Origin of the sequence: Burkholderia reimsis (genome assembly GCF_003294055.1) — a bacterium.
GTDB classification, from domain to species: domain Bacteria; phylum Pseudomonadota; class Gammaproteobacteria; order Burkholderiales; family Burkholderiaceae; genus Burkholderia; species Burkholderia cepacia.
In genome coordinates, this window is sequence record NZ_QMFZ01000004.1 from 264,405 (window position 1) to 282,624 (window position 18,220).

The window sequence follows — 18,220 nt, forward strand, 5'->3', positions numbered from 1 at the left end:
GTCAGTCGGCCGGCTGACGGCGCGGCGGACGCCGCTTGACGGGCGTCTTCGGCCGTTCGATGCGCTCGTACAGGCGGAAGCGCTCGTCGCGGTCGGCGACGCGGCGGCCTTCCCACACGAGACGCCACACGTATTGCGACATCGAGCTCGGCTCGCCGAAGTCCGCGCGGTCCTGGCGCAGGATCACGTCGCAGTCGCCGGAGAAATCGAAGCGCATGTTGCCGAAATACGCGAAGGTCGCGAGCTGCGCGTCACCGAGCCGCACAGGCGAGATGCACTCGTAGTCGGACGGCAGGTGCACGGCGATCTGCTGCGCGACGTCGCGATAGGTCCGGCCATAATTGACGATCGGCAGCCACAGCGTCATCAGCAGCACCCACATCAGCGTGGTGCCCGCACCCGACAGCACGACGCTGCGCCACAGGACCTTCGGCTGCCGCGAGATGCGCCAGCGCACGAGGAAGCACCAGCACACCGTGGCGATCACCGCGCAGATGAACGACAGGATCTTGAAGTGCGGCTCGTAGCCGGGCACGAGGCGCGCGAGGTTGCGGGCGAGCGGATGCGGGAAACCCGTGAGCGACGCGAGCCACACGAGCCACACGAAGGTGCCGAGGATCGTGAAGCTCAGCACCGCGAACCAGTCGATCGCGTTGATCGCGCCGCGCTTGAGGGTCGGCAGCGCGAACGTCGCGAGCACCGCCAGCGGCGGCATCAGCAGCATGTACATGCGGTTCGACTGCTGGCTCTGCAGGATCACGAGCGCGACGAGCGGCACGGCGACCGACAGCGGAATCGCGACGTGCGCGCGGCGGCGCATGCCGGCCCAGCTCCACCATGCCCAGATCGCGAGCGGCCACGCGGGCCACGTGAACAGCGGCAGGTTCTTTGCCGCATAGCCGAGCACGGCGGTCGGCGGGCCGGAAAAGCGCATCAGGCTGCCGTGAATCCACTGGTTGAAGAACCATGCGGCGTCGTCGGGCGCCGCGACGAACGCGGCAAGCGGCCACAGCGCGAAGATCGCGGCCGCGAGCGGTACGCCGACCAGCGGCAGGCGCAGGTTGCGCATCTCGGGCGTGACGAGCCACAGCACGGTCGTGCCGGCGAGCAGGGCGACGACGAGCACCGGGTTGCCGGACAGGGCGACGAGGCCGATCGCGAGACCCCACCACAGCGCGCCCTGCATCGGCTTGTCGATGCCGCGGACGATCCCGTAGACGAGCATGGCGATCCACGCGAACTGCGCCAGCTGCGGCGTCGTTTCGTGCCCGCGTTCCGCGAGGCCGAAGCAGGCGACGAGCACCAGCAGCGCGCCGTCGGCGAGCGTGCGGCCGTAGTCGCGCGGCTCGGGTTCGCCGCCGAATGCGTATTTGAACGGCTGGACCTCGGCACGCCGGCCGAGCAGGTAGGCTGCGTACCAGACGAACGCGCACGCGACGCAGAACAGCACGCCGGTATCGACGCGCGACGCGTTGCTCGCATCGACCCACGGGCCGAGGCCGCGGATCGACAGCGCGCCGAGCCAGTAGCCGAGCGGCCCGTCGGTCGTGATGAACTTGCCGACGAGGTTCGGCAGCAGCCAGTCGTGCCAGCCGCCCTTGGCCATCGTCCACATCACGCCGAAGCCCGCCGCGTCCTCGTTCTTCCACGGGTCGCGGCCGAACAGGCCGAACGCTGCGTAGACGAAGCAGAGGGTAAGCAGCAGCCAGCGCGGCAGCGCACGCGTGGCGGAGGCGGTGAGACGGACGACAGGCTTCATGCAGATGAGCGATTTGTTATGGGCGGGCGGCCGGCGCGGGTGCGCGCGGTCGAGCCGGTTTCGAGCATCCGGCATTGTAGACGCGCCGGCAGTTGCGCGTCAGGCCGATGCCCGGACGCCGGCCGGTGCTTTTCCGGCGAGCAGAGACAAAAAAGGGCAGCCTGGGCTGCCCTTTTGTGCGATACCGGCGCGTTGCTACCACCGGATGCGGTGCAAAGCTTACTTCGCCTTGCCGCTGGCGCGAACGCCGAACTTGTTCTTGAACTTCTCGACACGGCCGGCCGTGTCCATGATCTTTTGCTGACCCGTGTAGAACGAGTGCGATTCCGACGACACTTCGATCTTGGCGAGCGGGTAGGTCTTGCCGTCGAGTTCGATGTTTTCACGCGTCTGGATCGTCGAGCGCGTGATGAACTTGAAGCCGTTCGACATGTCTTGGAAGACGACTTCGCGGTAATCCGGGTGAATGCCAGGTTTCATGATTTTCCTTGGTGAGAGCGGTAGCCAACCCGCCGCTTGCCGTGCCGTGCCGCACAAAGTTGCGCGATCCAGCCGACGTCAAGCCCGGCGCGAGCCACTTGCCTAAGGTCGAAAAACGGCGATTATGCCAGAAAATCAGATGGTTGACGAATTATTTTCACGGTGCGTCGAGCGCGCCGGTGCCGGCCGGATCCTGCCGGTAGTAGCGCGCGAGCAGCCGGTACAGCTCCGGAAATTCGGACTCGAACGCTTTCGGTCGTACGAACAGCGCTTCGCTGCATACCGCGAAGAATTCGGACGGGTGGTCGGCCGCATACGGATCGATCAGCGATTCCCGCTCGAAGCGCGCCCACGCGCGGTCCGGCACCGCGTCGACGCGCGCGCAGAACTGGTCGTATGCGTGCTCGAACACGTCGGCCCAGGCCTGCGCATCGAGGTACGGCGCGTGCCAGCGGCGAAAAAGGGGCGGATAGCCATCGGCTGCGCCGTTGACCATGTCGATCTTGTGCGCGAACTCGTGGATCACGACGTTGTACGCGTCGCGGCCGTCCGTCATCTGCGCATCCTCCCACGACAGGATCACGGGGCCGCCTTCCCAGGCCTCGCCGCTCGCGTCCTGCTCCACTTCGTGGACGACGCCGTCCTCGTCCTGCACCGTCTTGCGGATCACGAATTCGCCCGGATACACGACGACGCCGACCCAGCCGTCGTACAGCGACAGGTCGAGATTCAGCACGGGCAGGCAGGCCTGCGCGGCGATCGCGACGATCATCGCGTCGGTCAGCTCGAGCCCGTGCGCGGTCGAGAACGATTTCTTCGCGACGAACAGGCTCGTCAGTTCGCGCAGCCGGCCGAGCGCGTCGGGCGACAGCGCCGCGAGGAACGGCAGGCGCTCGACGGTGTCCTGCCATAGCGCGTCGGGGATCGGATGGCTGCGCAGCGCGCGGTCGCGGCGGCGGTCGTCGAACCAGCGGGTCAGTTTCGAGAGCATGAAGGCGGCTCGCGGAAATCCAAAGCCTGTCTTTTAACTCAATCGATCTCTTTTTGCCATGCCGCGAAGAGGCCGCCGACGAGCGCCACGCCCGCCAGGAAGTAAAAGCCGTCGAGCGACGCGAGAAACGACGCCTGCTGCGCGACCATGCGCGCGATCGACGCGATCGCGAGCCCGTGCGCGTCGTTCAGCGCGTGGCCGGCGGCCGCATAGCTGCGCGTCAGCGCATCGACGGTCTGCTGGAACAGCGGATCGAACACGTTCGCGCGCTCGACGAGTCGCGTCTGGTGCACGGCCACGCGGTGCTGTTCGACGATGATCACCGACGACGTCGCAAACGAGATTGTCAGTTGCCGCACGATGTTCTTCAGCCGGTAGCCGTGCGTGTATTCGTCGATCGCGAAGATCCGGAACGTCAGGTTGGCCACCGGCAGCACGATGAAGAGCAGGAGCAGTCCGCGCAGCAGCAGCGGGACGATCAGTGCGGCTTCGCCGACCTGCGGCGTCATTCGCGTCATCCACAGCGCGGCCGTGATGGCGATCGCGAACCCCGGCACGACGAACCACTTCTTGTGCGTGACGAATTTCGCGTAACGCAGGTAGGCGAACAGCGCGGTGGCCGAAATCAGCGACATCGTGCCGACGAGCCGCCCGGCGTTCTCGACCGGATAGCCGAGCCCGCCTTCGAGAAGCCGCGAGGTCAGGTAACTGAAGCCTGTCGACTCGTAGTAATAGAACATGTAGAGCAGCAGCCCGACCTGGAACGTCCGTTCGCGGAACGCGTGAAGGCGCACGAGCGGCGTCGGATGGTTCCACTGGTGATACGCGAACCACGCGAGCGCGCCGATCCCCGCGATCGTCAGCAGGATCAGCATCGGCGAGCCGCTGTAGAGCTGGTAATGCACCTGCTGCAGCACGATCTGCAGCGCGCCTTGTGCGAGCGCGAACACGACATACGGCCAGAAATGTCCGGAGCCGCGTTCGTCGTCGGGCGTCCGGCCCGAGTCGGGCAGCGTGAGCAGCGCGAGGATCGCGAATGCGATGCCGGCCGGCGCCGTGCATGCAAACAGTGCGCGCCATGTCGCATGCGCGACGAGCACGCCGCCCACGATCGGCGCGAGCGCGCTGCCGAGCAGGATCATGACGAGGAACGCGCGTGTCGCGGGCGGCCGTTCCTGCGGCTTGAAACTGATCTGGATCAGGATCCGGCACGCGCCCATCATCGGGCCGATGAAATATCCCTGGAAACCGCGCGCGAACGCCAGTTCGAGCGACGTGTCGGCGAGCGCGGCCGCGATCGCGCCGAACGAGAACATCAGCATGCAGCCGGCGACGTAGCGGCGATGGCCGAGCCGGTCGACCCACCATTGCTGCTGCAGGATGCCGAGCACGGCCGTGACCGCGTAAGCGCTCGACGACCACACGAGTTCGTCGGGCGAAGCGTTGATGCCGCCCGCGATGTAGCTCGCGAAGAACGAGAAGGCCGCGTTGTCGAAATAGTCGATGCCGGTGACGAGCGCGAGCGCCCACGGGAACAGGTCCGCGCGCAGGTTCGCGCGGCTCCACAGCGGCGGGCGGCCGGGCATTGCGTTCATTCGCGCGCCTTGCGCGCGCGCCGCGTGCCGCTTTCGGCCTGCCGCTGCGCGATCAACGTGTCGGCGCTTTCGCCGGCAAGACGCCGCTCGACGTAGTCGATGTCGTGCTGCAGTTCCTTGCGCAGCGCGACGGCTTCCTTCAGTTCGCGCTGGACGGCCGCGATTCGCCGGTCGAGTGTATCGACCTGCTCGGCGAGGCCGGTACGGATGTCGCGCAGCGATGCTTCCGAGTAGCGGCGCCGGCCGTCGCCCATTTCTTCCAGCGGGCGCTTCAGCATTTCGGTGATGCCGTGCAGCGAGAAGCCGAGCGCGCGCAGCCGCAGGATGCGCGCGAAGCGCTCGAGGTCGGCTTCGTCGTAGAGGCGGTAGCGGCCCTCGCTGCGCGACGGCGTGACGAGCCCGCGCTCCTCGTAATACTTCAGCGTGCGCGGCGTGACGCCGAGTCGCGACGCGGCGTCGCTTACGGTCAGCAACGGGGTGGAGGTGTCGTTCGGCATGGGGTGTGGAGGGAGTTCGATCGGGGCGATGATGCGATTGTAGATCAACCTGTACGTTCACGTTCAGGTTGGCGCCGAAAAACGGCCGCCGGGCAGGATGCGCGGGCGGCCGTTCGGTGCGGGGCGGGGGCGCTTAGCCGCCGCGGCGCATCAGGTCGAAGAACTCGGAGTTGCTCTTCGTCTGGCGGATCTTGTCGAGCAGGAATTCCATTGCCTCGACTTCGTCCATGTCGTGGATGAACTTGCGCAGCACCCAGATCTTCTGGAGGATCTCGGGCTTGATCAGCATTTCCTCGCGGCGCGTGCCCGACTTGTTCAGGTTGATCGACGGATAGACGCGCTTTTCCGCGAGGCGGCGCTCGAGGTGCACTTCCATGTTGCCGGTGCCCTTGAACTCTTCGTAGATCACGTCGTCCATGCGGCTGCCGGTTTCGATCAGTGCGGTGCCGATGATCGTCAGCGAGCCGCCTTCCTCGATGTTGCGTGCCGCGCCGAAGAAGCGCTTCGGACGCTGCAGTGCGTTCGCGTCGACGCCGCCCGTCAGCACCTTGCCCGATGCCGGGATCACGGTGTTGTACGCACGTGCGAGACGCGTGATCGAGTCGAGCAGGATCACGACGTCGTGCTTCATTTCGACGAGGCGCTTGGCCTTCTCGATCACCATTTCGGCGACCTGGACGTGGCGCGTGGCCGGTTCGTCGAACGTCGAGGCGATCACTTCGCCCGCGACCGAGCGCTGCATTTCGGTCACTTCTTCAGGACGCTCGTCGATCAGCAGCACGAACAGGATCACGTCCGGGTGGTTCTGCTTGATCGCGTGCGCGATGTGCTGGAGCATCACGGTCTTGCCCGACTTCGGCGATGCGACGAGCAGGCCGCGCTGGCCCTTGCCGATCGGCGCGATCATGTCGATGATGCGGCCCGTGACGTTCTCTTCGCCGCGCATTTCGCGTTCGAGCGAGAGCGGCTTGTTCGGGTGCAGCGGCGTGAGGTTCTCGAACATGATCTTGTGTTTCGAGGCCTCGGGCGGCTGCCCGTTGACTTTGTCGACCTTCACCAGCGCGAAGTAGCGCTCGCCGTCCTTCGGCGTGCGGACTTCACCTTCGATGGTGTCGCCGGTGTGCAGGTTGAAGCGGCGGATCTGCGACGGGCTGATGTAGATGTCGTCGGTGCTCGCGAGGTACGACATTTCCGGCGAGCGCAGGAAGCCGAAACCGTCCGGCAGCACTTCGAGCGTACCGTCACCGAAGATCGTCTCACCCGTCTTGGCGCGCTTTTTAAGAATGGCAAACATCAACTCCTGCTTGCGCAGGCGGTTCGCGTTTTCGATCTCGAGGCCATTGGCCATTTCGATCAGTTCGGACACGTGCAGAGACTTGAGCTCGGATAAATGCATACGGAGAACCCGCCAGGGAGGAGACGACGAAAGAAATAAAGGGAGGAGGGCGAGCGGAAGCGCTCAGAGACTTAAATGCGTCTTGTAGACGTTTTTTAATTCTAGCATAGGCCGATTCGCGCTTGAGCGAGCGAACGGCGGCTTGACGACGGACGTGTTGCCGGTTGACAACACGTCCGCGGAACTGCCGGTATTACAGGTGGCTGTCCAGGAATGCGGTGAGCTGCGACTTCGACAGCGCGCCGACCTTCTGCGCGGCGGCCGCGCCATTCTTGAACAGGATCAGCGTCGGGATGCCGCGCACGCCGAACTTGGCGGGCGTTGCCTGGTTGTCATCGACGTTGATTTTCGCGATCTGCAGCTTGTCGCCGTAGTCCTTCGCGACTTCGTCGAGGATCGGGGCGATCATCTTGCACGGGCCGCACCATTCGGCCCAGAAATCGACGAGCACGGGCTTGTCGGACTTGACGACGTCCTGTTCGAACGATGCGTCGCTGATGTGTTTGATCTGTTCGCTCATTGGGTCAATACCTCTTACGGTTCGGGGACTGCCTGCTTGCGCGTTGCGGCGTACCGGCCGCCGTTGGCTGCCGGCCGCTGCGGCAGGTCACTCCGCTCTCCGGACAGGAGGGGTGTAAGCGCTGCATGCCGCGGCTCGCGGGTCGTTCGGGCGTCATATTAGCCTAAATTGCTATCTGCTGCGGGCGGCGATAGTAGCCGCTACGCGAGTAGGGGTACGGCGCGCCGTTCGACCGTTGTGCCTTGCAGGTGGAGGCCGGCCCGCAAATTACAAGGGGACGCAGGCAATTCGATGCGGGCGATCGTCGTGCGACCCGATGCGCGCCGGTTTGCCCGGTCATAATCGCATTGGTGCGAACAAACGGTCGCATTCGTCCGGAAGCGGTGATAGAATATGCCGTGACGGGCCTCCTCGCATGGTGGGGCGGTGAACCTGGTCAGGTCGGGAACGAAGCAGCCACAATCGTTTTCCGCCAGTGCCGAGGGTTGGGCTCGTCACCTTCCTTCTCGCCCCGTTCGCCGGGCGTTTTTTATTTCTGCACCACACTCCGTTTTACCTGCGCGTTGCCTGTCTTTCGCACCGTTTCGCGTGTCGGCGCGACGCAGCGTTACTGATACAATTTCCCGATGACCTATCAAGTTCTCGCACGCAAGTGGCGTCCGAAGGATTTCGCTTCGCTCGTCGGCCAGGAGCACGTCGTCAGGGCGCTCACGCACGCGCTCGACGGCGGGCGTCTCCATCACGCCTATCTGTTTACCGGAACCCGCGGTGTCGGCAAGACGACGCTGTCGCGGATCTTCGCCAAGGCACTCAACTGTGAAACCGGCGTCACGTCGCAGCCGTGCGGCGTGTGTCGCGCCTGTCGCGAGATCGACGAAGGGCGTTTCGTCGATTACGTCGAGATGGATGCCGCGAGCAACCGCGGCGTCGATGAAATGGCCGCGCTGCTCGAGCGCGCCGTGTACGCGCCCGTCGATGCGCGCTTCAAGGTCTACATGATCGACGAAGTGCACATGCTGACGAATCACGCGTTCAACGCGATGCTGAAGACGCTCGAAGAGCCGCCGCCGCACGTCAAGTTCATCCTTGCGACGACCGATCCGCAGAAAATTCCCGTCACCGTGCTGTCGCGCTGCCTGCAGTTCAACCTGAAGCAGATGCCGGCCGGGCATATCGTGTCGCATCTCGAACGGATTCTCGGCGAAGAGCACATCACGTTCGAGCCGCAGGCGCTGCGCCTGCTCGCGCGTGCCGCGCAGGGCAGCATGCGTGACGCGCTGTCCCTCACCGACCAGGCGATCGCCTATTCGGCAAACGAGGTGACCGAGTCGGCCGTGTCGGGCATGCTCGGCGCGCTCGACCAGACTTACATGGTGCGTCTGCTCGACGCGCTTGCCGCGGGCAGCGGCCCGGAAATCCTTGCGATTGCCGACGAGATGTCGCTGCGCAGCCTGTCGTTCTCGACCGCGCTTCAGGATCTCGCGAGCCTGCTGCACCGGATCGCGTGGGCGCAGTTCGCGCCGGGCTCGGTGCTCGACGAATGGCCCGAAGCGGGCGACCTGCGCCGCTTCGCGGAGACGCTGAGCCCCGAGCAGGTCCAGTTGTTCTATCAGATCGCGACGGTCGGCCGCGCGGAACTCGGCCTGGCGCCGGACGAATACGCCGGTTTCACGATGACGCTGCTGCGGATGCTCGCGTTCGAGCCGGCTGTGGCAGCCGGCAGCGCGCCGGGCGGACAGCCGTCCGTGCCGCGAGCGGTGCCAGGTCCGCGCGTCGCGGCGGCATCGGCTGCCGTGGCGAAGCCGGCATCCGCCGCACCCGTCGAGGCAGCGCGGCCGCAGGCTACGGCAACGGCTGCGCCAGCGGCGCCGGTTGTGCGTGCGGCGCCGGCACCGGCTGGCGGCGAAGCAGACCAGCCGGCCGAGAAGCCGGCTGCCGTCCCCGCATCCGCGCCGGCCCCGGTTGATGGGCCGGTCGTCGAAACGCCGCAGCCGCGCGTGGCCGCAGTACCGCAAGCGGAGCCGGCCAGCGAGAGGCCGACACCCGCCCGCGATGAACCCGAGCCGCCGGCTGCGGTTGTCCAGCGAAGCGACACGCCGGCTGCGCCGGCCGAACCGGTGCCGCGCGCTGCGCCGGCCGAGCCCGCCGCCCGTCCGGCAGCGCGTTCCGGGGGAGCCGCCGCCGCGCTGGACGTGCTGCGCAATGCGGGGATGCGCGTGTCGTCCGACCGCGGTCGCGCAGGCGCCGCCGCGAAACCGGCCGCCCAGCCGGCCGCCGAGAAGCCCGTCGCGCCGCGTCCCGCCGCCGTACAGGTACCGACGCCGCGCGCGGCGGCCCGTGCGCCGCAGGCAGCCGATGCGCGTCAGGCCCCGCCGCCGTGGGAGGACATCCCGCCCGACGAATACGTGCCGCTCAGTGCCGACGAGATGTTTGGCGGCCCGCCCGACGACGGCTTCGTGCCGGTATTCGACAGCGGCCCCGACGATGTGCGCGTGACGCCGAAGCCGGCGGAAGCCCGCCCGTCCACTCCGGTCGACACGCGTCCGCTGCCGCCCGCGATCGCGCTCGATCCAGTCGGCTTCGACGGCGAGTGGCCGGCGCTGGCCGCGCGGCTGCCGCTCAAGGGCGTCGCGTACCAGCTCGCGTTCAACAGCGAGCTGACGGCCGTCGATGCGACTACGTTGAAACTTTCAGTGCCGGTGCCGCAATATGCGGACGCTGCGCAGGTGGCGAAGCTGAAGGCCGCGCTGGCCGATGCGCTCGGCAAGCCGGTCGAGGTGGCCGTCGAGGTCGGGCCTGCCCGGCGTACGGCGGCGGCACTCGATGCGGCTGCGCGCGCGGCGCGCCAGCGTGAGGCCGAGCAGGAGATTCACGGCGATCCGTTCGTCCAGCAGCTCGTGCGCGACTTCGGTGCGCGCATCGTCGAGGGTTCGGTGCGCCCGCTGGCCGACGCGGCGCCGGACGGCCCGCCGCCGACGCTGCATTGAACTGAGCGCCCCGCGACAGGCACAATCACGCCCACACATTGGCCGGCACGCGCCGCGTGCCGGTGTTCACACGATCAAGAAGGAGTATTCCCATGTTGAAAGGCAACCTCGCCGGACTGATGAAGCAAGCGCAGCAAATGCAGGAAAACATGAAGAAGATGCAGGAGCAGCTTGCACTGATCGAAGTCGAAGGGCAGTCGGGCGCCGGCCTCGTCAAGGTGACGATGACGTGCCGCAACGAAGTGCGTCGCGTGTCGATCGACCCGAGCCTGCTCGCGGACGACAAGGACATGCTCGAGGATCTCGTCGCGGCTGCGTTCAACGACGCGGTGCGCAAGGCCGAAGCGACGTCGCAGGAAAAGATGAGCGGCATGACGTCCGGCCTGCCGCTGCCCCCGGGCTTCAAGCTGCCGTTCTGAACGCGGCGTCCGTGCCACTTTTTGCCGCCGTATGAAACAGCCGTCCGCCCTGTCCGCTCTCGTCGAAGCGTTGCGCGTGCTGCCCGGTGTCGGGCCGAAATCCGCCCAGCGCATGGCGGTCCACCTGATGCAGCACGATCGGGAGGGCGCGGAGCGGCTCGGCCGGTCGCTGCTGTTCGCGACCGAGCACCTGCAGCATTGCGAGAAGTGCAATACGTTCACCGAAGCGCAGATCTGCGAGGTCTGCAGCGACGAGGAGCGTGATCCGACGCTGCTGTGCGTCGTTGAGACGCCGGCCGACCAGATCATGCTCGAGCAGACGATGACTTACCGCGGGCTGTATTTCGTGCTGATGGGCCGGCTGAGCCCGCTCGACGGGATCGGTCCGAAGGAAATCCATTTCGACCGCCTCGTGCGGCGCGCGTCCGACGGGGTCGTCAAGGAAGTCGTGCTCGCGACCAACTTCACGAACGAGGGCGAGGCCACCGCGCACTACCTCGGCCAGACGCTGAAGGCGCGCGGGCTCGCGGTCACACGCCTCGCGCGTGGCGTGCCGGTGGGCGGCGAGCTCGAATATGTCGACGCGGGCACCATCGCCCGCGCGATGCTCGACCGCCGCACGATGTAAGCCGGGCGCCGCCGGTCGGCGGCGCCGTTCCTCATGCCAGGGAGACACATGAGCACCAGCCAGGGCCCGCTCGCGGGCGTCAAAGTGCTCGAATTCGGAACATTGATCGCGGGGCCGTTCGCGTCGCGGCTGTTCGCCGAATTCGGCGCGGAAGTGATCAAGATCGAGGATCCGAACGGCGGCGACCCGCTGCGCAAGTGGCGCAAGCTCCATCCGGAGCAGGGCGGCACGTCGCTGTGGTGGTCCGTGCAGGCGCGCAACAAGAAATCGGTCACGCTCAACCTGAAGGCCGACGCCGGCAAGGCGATCGCGCGGCAACTCGCGCGCGAGGCCGACATCGTGATCGAGAATTTCCGCCCGGGCCTGCTGGAAAAGCTCGGGCTCGGCTACGACGTGCTGTCGGCCGAGAACCCGGGCCTCGTGATGGTGCGCCTGTCCGGCTACGGGCAGACGGGCCCGTACCGCGACCGGCCCGGTTTCGGCGCGATCGCCGAATCGATGGGCGGGCTGCGCCACATCACCGGATATCCCGACCTGCCGCCGCCGCGTATCGGCATCTCCATCGGCGATTCGATCTCCGCGCTGCATGGCGTGATCGGCGCGCTGATGGCATTGCATCACCGCAAGGTCAACGGCGGCGCGGGGCAGGTGGTCGACGTTGCACTGTATGAAGCCGTCTTCAACATGATGGAAAGCGTGGTGCCCGAATACGGCGTGTACGGGATGGTGCGCGAGCGCACCGGCGCGTCGCTGCCGGGTATCGTGCCGTCGAACACGTATGCATGCCGCGACGGCAGCATCGTGATCGGCGGCAACAGCGACCCGATCTTCAAGCGGCTGATGAAGGCGATCGAGCGCGACGACCTCGCCGACGATCCCGCACTCGCGCAAAACGACGGGCGCGTGCCGCGCACGCAGGAGATCGACGACGCGATTGCCGCATGGCTCGCGCCGCGCACGATCGATGAAGCGCTCGTCGTGCTCAACGCGGCCGATGTGCCTGCCGGGCGCATCTACAGCGCCGCCGACATGTTCACCGATCCGCAGTTCGTCGCGCGGCAGATGATCCAGCGCTTCAAGCTGGCCGACGGCACCGACATTCCGTTGCCGAACATCACGCCGAAGCTGTCGGACACGCCGGGCGAAACGCGCTGGCTCGGGCCCGAACTCGGCGAGCATACCGACGAGGTGCTGCGCGGCCTCGGCTACGATGCGCAGGCGATTGCCGCACTGCGCGACGCGGGTGCGATCTGAACGCCCCTCGGCCCGTCGCCTCGCGCCGGGCTCCCCGAAGGGCACATTCCACAAGCGAGCGCCGTTGGTGCTGGAAAACCCGGGGCGGCGAGGCGTTTTCCTGAGCGCGCAGAACGCCGCCGCGCAACGCGGCGGTGCAGCGTGTACGGCCGCCCGCAACCGTCCTCCCGCAGTCGCCGGACTGTCGCTCTCGCGCCATCTTTCCTCGGTTACAATCGCCGGATGCGAATCCTACTCAGCAACGACGACGGCTATCTCGCCCCCGGTCTCGCCGCGCTCAGCGACGCGCTGCGGCCGCTGGCCGAACTCACGGTGATCGCGCCCGAGCAGAACTGCAGCGGCGCGTCGAATTCCCTCACGTTGTCGCGGCCGCTGTCGGTGCAGCGCGCAGCGAGTACGGGTTTCTTCTACGTGAACGGCACGCCGACCGATTCGGTGCACGTCGCGTTGACAGGGATGGCCGACGCCAGGCCGGACCTCGTCGTTTCCGGGATCAACAACGGCCAGAACATGGGCGAAGACACGCTCTATTCGGGGACAGTTGCGGCCGCCACCGAAGGCATCATGTTCGGCGTGCCGGCCATTGCGTTCTCGCTGGTCGACAAGGGCTGGGCCCATCTCGCGGACGCCGCGCGCGTCGCCGCGGAGATCGTCGAGCACTCTCTCGCGCATCCGCTGCCGGGGCAGCCGCTGTTGAACGTCAATATTCCGAACCTGCCTTACGACGAACTGAAAGGCTGGAAGGTCACGCGTCTCGGCAAACGCCATCCGTCGCAGCCGGTGATTCGCCAGACTGACCCGCGCGGCGAACCGATCTACTGGATCGGCGCGGCGGGCGAAGCGCTGGACGCCAGCGAAGGCACCGATTTTCATGCGGTGGCAAACGGTTTCGTATCGATCACGCCGCTGCAGCTGGACCTTACGCATACGCAGATGCTGCCCGCGACGCGCGAATGGGCGCGCGCCGGAGGGCGGGCTTCATGAGCGGCGAGCGCGCGAAGCGGTTTCCGCTCGCGCTCGAAGATCTCAAGCGAGCGCCACGCAAGTCGGAAGGTCGGGCCGGCGAACGCCATGCGGCGGTCGCGGCATCGAAGGCCGCCGACAAGCCCGCGGCCGTGCTGAAACCGGTTGCGGTGAAAGCCGCTGCAGCGCGCACGGCCATGCCCGGTTCCCCCGCCGCGAAGCCCGCGACCGCACCGAAGCCGACCGCGCTGAAGCCCGCGATGCCGAAGCCGGCCGCGCCGAGCGTTGCGCCGGCCGGCGCGTTCGCGCTCACGTCGGAACGCGTGCGCGAACGGATGGTCGAACGGCTGCGCGCGAACGGCGTGACCGACGCGCGCGTGCTGGACGCGATGGCCGCGGTGCCGCGCCACCTGTTCGTGGATCCGGGGCTGGCGACGCAGGCCTACGAGGATTCCGCGCTGCCGATCGGCCACCAGCAGACCATTTCAAAACCGTCGGTTGTCGCGCGCATGATCGAGCTCGCGATGGCCGGCCGCACGCTCGAGCGCGTGCTCGAGATCGGCACGGGCTGCGGCTATCAGGCCGCCGTGCTGAGCCACGTGGCACGCGACGTGTATTCGATTGAACGCATCAAGCCGCTCTACGAGCGCGCGAAGCTGAACCTGCGGCCGCTGCGCGTGCCGAACATCCGTCTGCACTACGGCGACGGGCGTGTCGGCCTGCCGTCCGCGGCCCCGTTCGACGCGATCGTGATCGCGGCGGCGGGGCTCGACGTGCCGCAGGCGCTGCTCGAGCAGCTCGCGATCGGCGGGCGCCTTGTCGCGCCGGTCGGCGCGCAGAGCGGGCAGCACCAGGTGCTCACGCTCGTCGAGCGCGTCGCGCACGCGCAATGGCGGGAGTCACGGCTTGATCGCGTTTTCTTTGTCCCTTTAAAATCCGGAGTAATTTGAAACCGATGAGTATGTTGCGCGCGATGCAAAACAACCGTTCCAGGGAACCGCTCACGCTCGCCCAGCGCGCGATCTGCGTAGCTGCGTTCTCCACGCTACTGGCCGCCTGTGCGACGCGGCTCGACAACGCGCCCGTCGTCGATCGCTCCGGTTCGCTCGGCACGACTGCCGCCGCGCAGCCCGCGGTACCGCTTCCGCCGGCGCCGCCGGGTTACTACCGGGTAAAGCCGGGCGACACGCTGTACCGGATCGCACTCGAAAACGGGCAGAACTATCGCGACATCGCCGCGTGGAACAACCTGGCGAACCCGAATCAGATCGAAGTCGACCAGCTGCTGCGCGTGTCGCCGCAGGCCGGTGCCGCTGTTGCGGGCACGCAGGTCGCCGCGCCGATCGCGGGCGCCGCCGTCGCTACCGCGCCGCTCAGCAGCGGCCCGGCAACGCCGGCCGCCGGTACGTCGTCGGTCGCGACGCCGCCTGCCGCGGCGGCCGCATCGAGCGACACGGCAGCTGCGCCGAGCGGCCCCGTGACGTTCGCGTGGCCCGCGCGCGGCCCCGTGTTGAACGGGTTCGACGACGCGAAGAACAAGGGCGTCAATATCGGCGGTACGGCCGGCGAGGCCGTGAAGGCGGCAGCCGATGGCCGCGTCGTTTATTCCGGCAATGGCCTGCGTGGCTACGGCAACCTCATTATCATCAAACACGATGCAACTTACCTCACGGCGTATGCACACAATCGCGCTTTGATGGTAAAAGAGGGGGACGCGGTGACGAAGGGGCAGAAGATCGCCGAGATGGGTAACAGCGATTCCGACCGCGTGATGCTGCATTTCGAGGTTCGCCGGCAGGGTAAGCCTGTCGATCCGCTGAAGTATTTGCCGCCTCAATAACCGAGACGACCATGCCGAAATCGAAGCGCCACGAGCCGCAAGCCGAGTCTGAGAAGATCAGTCGTGCCACGCAAGCATCGGTGGGGCGAGCGGGTGCTTCGACGGACGACGAAGACGACAACGCGGATAACGAACGCGATCTCGAGGCGCGCGACGCGGAGGCGGACGGTGGCGACGACGAGCGCGAAGGCCGGCCCGAGGCGTCGCCCGACGTCGACGATTTCCGCACGCTGCTGCAGGCCGAACTCACGGCCGACACGATCCAGCATTACCTGAACCGCATCAGCGTGAAGCCGCTGCTCACCGTCGAGGAGGAGCAGCGCTATTCGCGTCTGGCCAAGGCCGGTGAATTCGAGGCGCGGCAGGTGATGATCGAGCGCAACCTGCGTCTCGTCGTCAGCATCGCGAAGGGATACCTGAACCGCGGCGTGCCGCTGCTCGATCTGATCGAGGAGGGCAACCTCGGCCTGATGCATGCGATCGAAAAATTCGACCCGACGCGCGGCTTCCGTTTTTCGACCTACGCGACGTGGTGGATCCGCCAGAGCATCGAGCGGGCGATCATGAACCAGGCCCGCACGGTGCGCCTGCCCGTGCACGTGATCCGCGAACTGAACCAGGTGCTGCGCGCGAAGCGCCACCTCGAAAAGAATTCGATGTCGACGGGCGAGGCGGCCGAGCGCCGCGAAGCCAGCATCGACGACATCGCCTATCTCACCGGCAAGACCGCCGAGGAAGTCACCGACATCCTCGCGCTCAACGAGCACACGGCGTCGCTCGACGCGCCGCTCGACCTCGATCCCGCGAGCAGCCTGCTCGACCTGCTGCCCGACGACCAGAGCCAGTCGCCCGACGCCGAAGTGCAGCATCGCGAACTCGAGACGCTCACTCGCGCGTGGCTGTCGCGGCTGTCCGACAAGCACCGCCACGTGATCGAGCGCCGCTTCGGCCTGAATCACATCGAACCGGCGACGCTCGAGGAGCTGGCCGACGAGATGGGGCTCACGCGCGAGCGCGTGCGCCAGATCCAGCAGGAAGCGCTGGTGCGCCTCAAGCGGTTTTTCGCCTCCAACGGCGTGCGCAAGGACGCCGTTCTGTAACTGATGACTCCGATTCTTGTTTTTGACATCGAGACGATTCCCGATGTCGACGGCATTCGCCGTCTGGAAGACCTGCCCGCAACGCTCGACGATGCCGCGGTGGCCGAACATGCGTTCGCCGCGCGCCGCGAGAAGACCGGTGGCGATTTCCTGCCGCACCACCTGCAGCGCATCGCGGCGATCTCGTGTGTGTTCCGTGACAACAACGGGTTTCGCGTACGCTCGCTCGGCACGCCGCAGGACAACGAAGCCACGCTGATCCAGTCGTTCTACCGCGTGATCGAGAAATACACGCCGCAGCTCGTGTCGTGGAACGGCGGTGGCTTCGATCTGCCGGTGCTCCATTACCGCGCGCTCGTGCACGGCATTCCCGCGACCCGCTACTGGGATCTCGGCGAGGACGACCGCGAATTCAAGTGGAACAACTACATTTCGCGTTACCACTCGCGGCATACCGACCTGATGGATGTGCTCGCGATGTATCAGGCGCGCGCGAACGCGCCGCTCGACGCACTCGCGAAGATGTGCGGCTTTCCGGGCAAGCTCGGGATGGACGGCAGCCAGGTGTGGCCAGCGTTCCTGGACGGGCGGATCGAGGAAATCCGCAACTATTGCGAAACCGACGTCGTCAATACGTACCTGCTGTATTGCCGGTTCCAGTTGATGCGCGGCGGCCTGACGCCGAGCGAGTATGCGGACGAGATCCTGCTCGTGAAGAACTCCCTTGCGCAGGAGCCGGCGTCGCACTGGGCCGAATACCTCGCCGGCTTCACCGCGTAGCGCGGGTGGGGTGCGCCGAGGCCGGCGCGATCAATCGAGTTCGAGCAGCACCGGCTGGTGATCCGATGCGCGGACGTCGCCGTCGATTTCGCAGCGCATCACGTGCGGCAGCAGCGTATCGGTCACGAATACGAAGTCGCACGCGAGCGGCCCCTCCGACCATTGCGCCGTATCGTAGACACCCGCCGTCGGCGGTGGCATCCGGCCGGGGTGCCGGGCGACCCATGCGTCGACGAAGCGCGGCGCGTCTGCGATCGGCGCCAGGAATCGACAATAGGCATCGCTGCCGAACGCGCTGTTGAAATCGCCGCAGACGATCGCGTCGCACGGCTGGCCGGTCGCGCTGAACGGCCCCTCGGCGGTTTCGGCGGGCGCTGGTCGTGCAGCGTGTGCGCAGGCCTCGCGGTGCCGGTCGCGCAGCGCGTCGACCTGGGCGAGCCGCTGGCGCGCCGAATAGTATTCCAGATGCGTGGTGACCACGCGCAGCGGTCCGAAGGGCGCCTGCAGCTCGACGTCGAGCGCGACGCGCGGCATCGACGGCGCGCCGGCGTCGGCCGGCCACGGCAGCAACTGGCGGAGCACGCGCCCGACCGGCAGCCGGGTCGCGATCGCATTGCCGAACTGGCGACGCGGTGCACCGGCTTCGATCGGCGGCAGGTCGGCGCCGATCGCTTCGACGATCGTATGGCCGGGCAGCAGCGCCGCGAGTTCGGCGAACTGGTCGGCGCCGGGCCAGCCGGGCAATGCGCCGAAGCCGCGCGTGACCTCCTGCAGGCACAGCACGTCGAAGTCGCCGAGCCCGCGGATTGCCGCGACGGTGCGCGAAAGATCGACGACGCCGTCCGCGTCCCGACCCCATTGGATGTTCCAGTCGATCAGTCGCATGGTCGAATCTCCTGACGGGTGGATTCCAGGCCGGGGGAGGCGCCCGCTCGGCTTCGCCGCGCCCGCCCGGGCGGAGTTGCGTCCCTGGCCATTCCGGCGCAATGTCGTGCGGTCCATGCTCAAGTA

At 67.0% G+C, this 18,220-nt stretch carries 17 protein-coding genes and 1 other RNA gene; 10 read left to right on the plus strand and 8 right to left on the minus strand.

The annotated features are described in order from the left end of the window. Nucleotide 1: 1 nt before the first annotated feature. The 7 genes from DPV79_RS07865 to trxA form a co-directional block, all read right to left on the minus strand. Nucleotides 2–1,834: an ArnT family glycosyltransferase gene (locus DPV79_RS07865; protein WP_113045126.1), complete on the minus strand. Its 1,833-nt coding sequence runs from the start codon at nucleotides 1,832–1,834 to the stop codon at nucleotides 2–4. A 144-nt stretch (nucleotides 1,835–1,978) separates the two neighbouring features. Further along, a complete protein-coding gene (locus DPV79_RS07875) occupies nucleotides 1,979–2,239 on the minus strand; it encodes a type B 50S ribosomal protein L31 (protein WP_021156486.1) in 261 nt (86 codons plus the stop codon). A gap of 157 nt (nucleotides 2,240–2,396) precedes the next feature. Then, nucleotides 2,397–3,230: a M90 family metallopeptidase gene (locus DPV79_RS07880; RefSeq protein WP_059687412.1), complete on the minus strand. Its 834-nt coding sequence runs from the start codon at nucleotides 3,228–3,230 to the stop codon at nucleotides 2,397–2,399. Between the two features lie 38 nt (nucleotides 3,231–3,268). Further along, the gene (locus tag DPV79_RS07885) at nucleotides 3,269–4,825 is read right to left on the minus strand and encodes an MFS transporter (protein WP_113045127.1); all 1,557 of its coding nucleotides are present in this window, start codon (nucleotides 4,823–4,825) and stop codon (nucleotides 3,269–3,271) included. Then, a complete protein-coding gene (locus tag DPV79_RS07890; protein ID WP_113045128.1) occupies nucleotides 4,822–5,322 on the minus strand; it encodes a MerR family transcriptional regulator in 501 nt (166 codons plus the stop codon). Before DPV79_RS07890 ends, DPV79_RS07885 begins: the two co-directional genes overlap by 4 nt. A gap of 133 nt (nucleotides 5,323–5,455) precedes the next feature. Beyond that, nucleotides 5,456–6,718 (minus strand): transcription termination factor Rho, encoded by a 1,263-nt coding sequence (gene rho / locus DPV79_RS07895; RefSeq protein WP_006478662.1) that lies wholly within the window; start codon nucleotides 6,716–6,718, stop codon nucleotides 5,456–5,458. A 193-nt stretch (nucleotides 6,719–6,911) separates the two neighbouring features. Next, complete coding sequence (gene trxA / locus DPV79_RS07900; protein ID WP_006402348.1) at nucleotides 6,912–7,238, minus strand: thioredoxin TrxA; 327 nt, start codon at nucleotides 7,236–7,238, stop codon at nucleotides 6,912–6,914. A gap of 400 nt (nucleotides 7,239–7,638) precedes the next feature. Here trxA and ffs point away from each other — a divergent pair. From ffs to DPV79_RS07950, 10 genes are all read left to right on the plus strand, one after another. After that, nucleotides 7,639–7,737: signal recognition particle sRNA small type (ffs, locus tag DPV79_RS07905), an RNA gene on the plus strand. Between the two features lie 127 nt (nucleotides 7,738–7,864). Then, on the plus strand, nucleotides 7,865–10,225 hold the full coding sequence (locus DPV79_RS07910; RefSeq protein WP_113045129.1) for a DNA polymerase III subunit gamma/tau: 2,361 nt from the start codon (nucleotides 7,865–7,867) through the stop codon (nucleotides 10,223–10,225). A 92-nt stretch (nucleotides 10,226–10,317) separates the two neighbouring features. Continuing rightward, nucleotides 10,318–10,644, plus strand: a complete 327-nt coding sequence (locus tag DPV79_RS07915) for a YbaB/EbfC family nucleoid-associated protein (RefSeq protein ID WP_006482124.1) — start codon at nucleotides 10,318–10,320, stop codon at nucleotides 10,642–10,644. Nucleotides 10,645–10,675: 31 nt separating this feature from the next. After that, nucleotides 10,676–11,272 (plus strand): recombination mediator RecR, encoded by a 597-nt coding sequence (gene recR, locus DPV79_RS07920; RefSeq protein ID WP_006478665.1) that lies wholly within the window; start codon nucleotides 10,676–10,678, stop codon nucleotides 11,270–11,272. Nucleotides 11,273–11,320: 48 nt separating this feature from the next. Further along, on the plus strand, nucleotides 11,321–12,526 hold the full coding sequence (locus tag DPV79_RS07925; RefSeq protein ID WP_113045130.1) for a CaiB/BaiF CoA transferase family protein: 1,206 nt from the start codon (nucleotides 11,321–11,323) through the stop codon (nucleotides 12,524–12,526). Nucleotides 12,527–12,748: 222 nt separating this feature from the next. Continuing rightward, nucleotides 12,749–13,510 (plus strand): 5'/3'-nucleotidase SurE, encoded by a 762-nt coding sequence (gene surE / locus DPV79_RS07930; RefSeq protein ID WP_027787227.1) that lies wholly within the window; start codon nucleotides 12,749–12,751, stop codon nucleotides 13,508–13,510. Next, complete coding sequence (locus DPV79_RS07935) at nucleotides 13,507–14,439, plus strand: protein-L-isoaspartate(D-aspartate) O-methyltransferase (RefSeq protein ID WP_048021145.1); 933 nt, start codon at nucleotides 13,507–13,509, stop codon at nucleotides 14,437–14,439. The genes surE and DPV79_RS07935 overlap by 4 nt, the downstream gene beginning before the upstream one ends. A 5-nt stretch (nucleotides 14,440–14,444) precedes the next feature. Then, the gene (locus tag DPV79_RS07940; RefSeq protein ID WP_059489929.1) at nucleotides 14,445–15,329 is read left to right on the plus strand and encodes a peptidoglycan DD-metalloendopeptidase family protein; all 885 of its coding nucleotides are present in this window, start codon (nucleotides 14,445–14,447) and stop codon (nucleotides 15,327–15,329) included. 11 nt (nucleotides 15,330–15,340) lie between these two features. Then, on the plus strand, nucleotides 15,341–16,429 hold the full coding sequence (rpoS, locus tag DPV79_RS07945; protein WP_048021092.1) for an RNA polymerase sigma factor RpoS: 1,089 nt from the start codon (nucleotides 15,341–15,343) through the stop codon (nucleotides 16,427–16,429). A 3-nt stretch (nucleotides 16,430–16,432) separates the two neighbouring features. After that, nucleotides 16,433–17,209, plus strand: a complete 777-nt coding sequence (locus tag DPV79_RS07950; protein ID WP_021163110.1) for a 3'-5' exonuclease — start codon at nucleotides 16,433–16,435, stop codon at nucleotides 17,207–17,209. 30 nt (nucleotides 17,210–17,239) lie between these two features. Here the strand turns inward: DPV79_RS07950 and DPV79_RS07955 are convergent, their stop codons facing one another. Beyond that, nucleotides 17,240–18,094: an endonuclease/exonuclease/phosphatase family protein gene (locus DPV79_RS07955; RefSeq protein ID WP_113045131.1), complete on the minus strand. Its 855-nt coding sequence runs from the start codon at nucleotides 18,092–18,094 to the stop codon at nucleotides 17,240–17,242. Nucleotides 18,095–18,220: the final 126 nt, after the last annotated feature.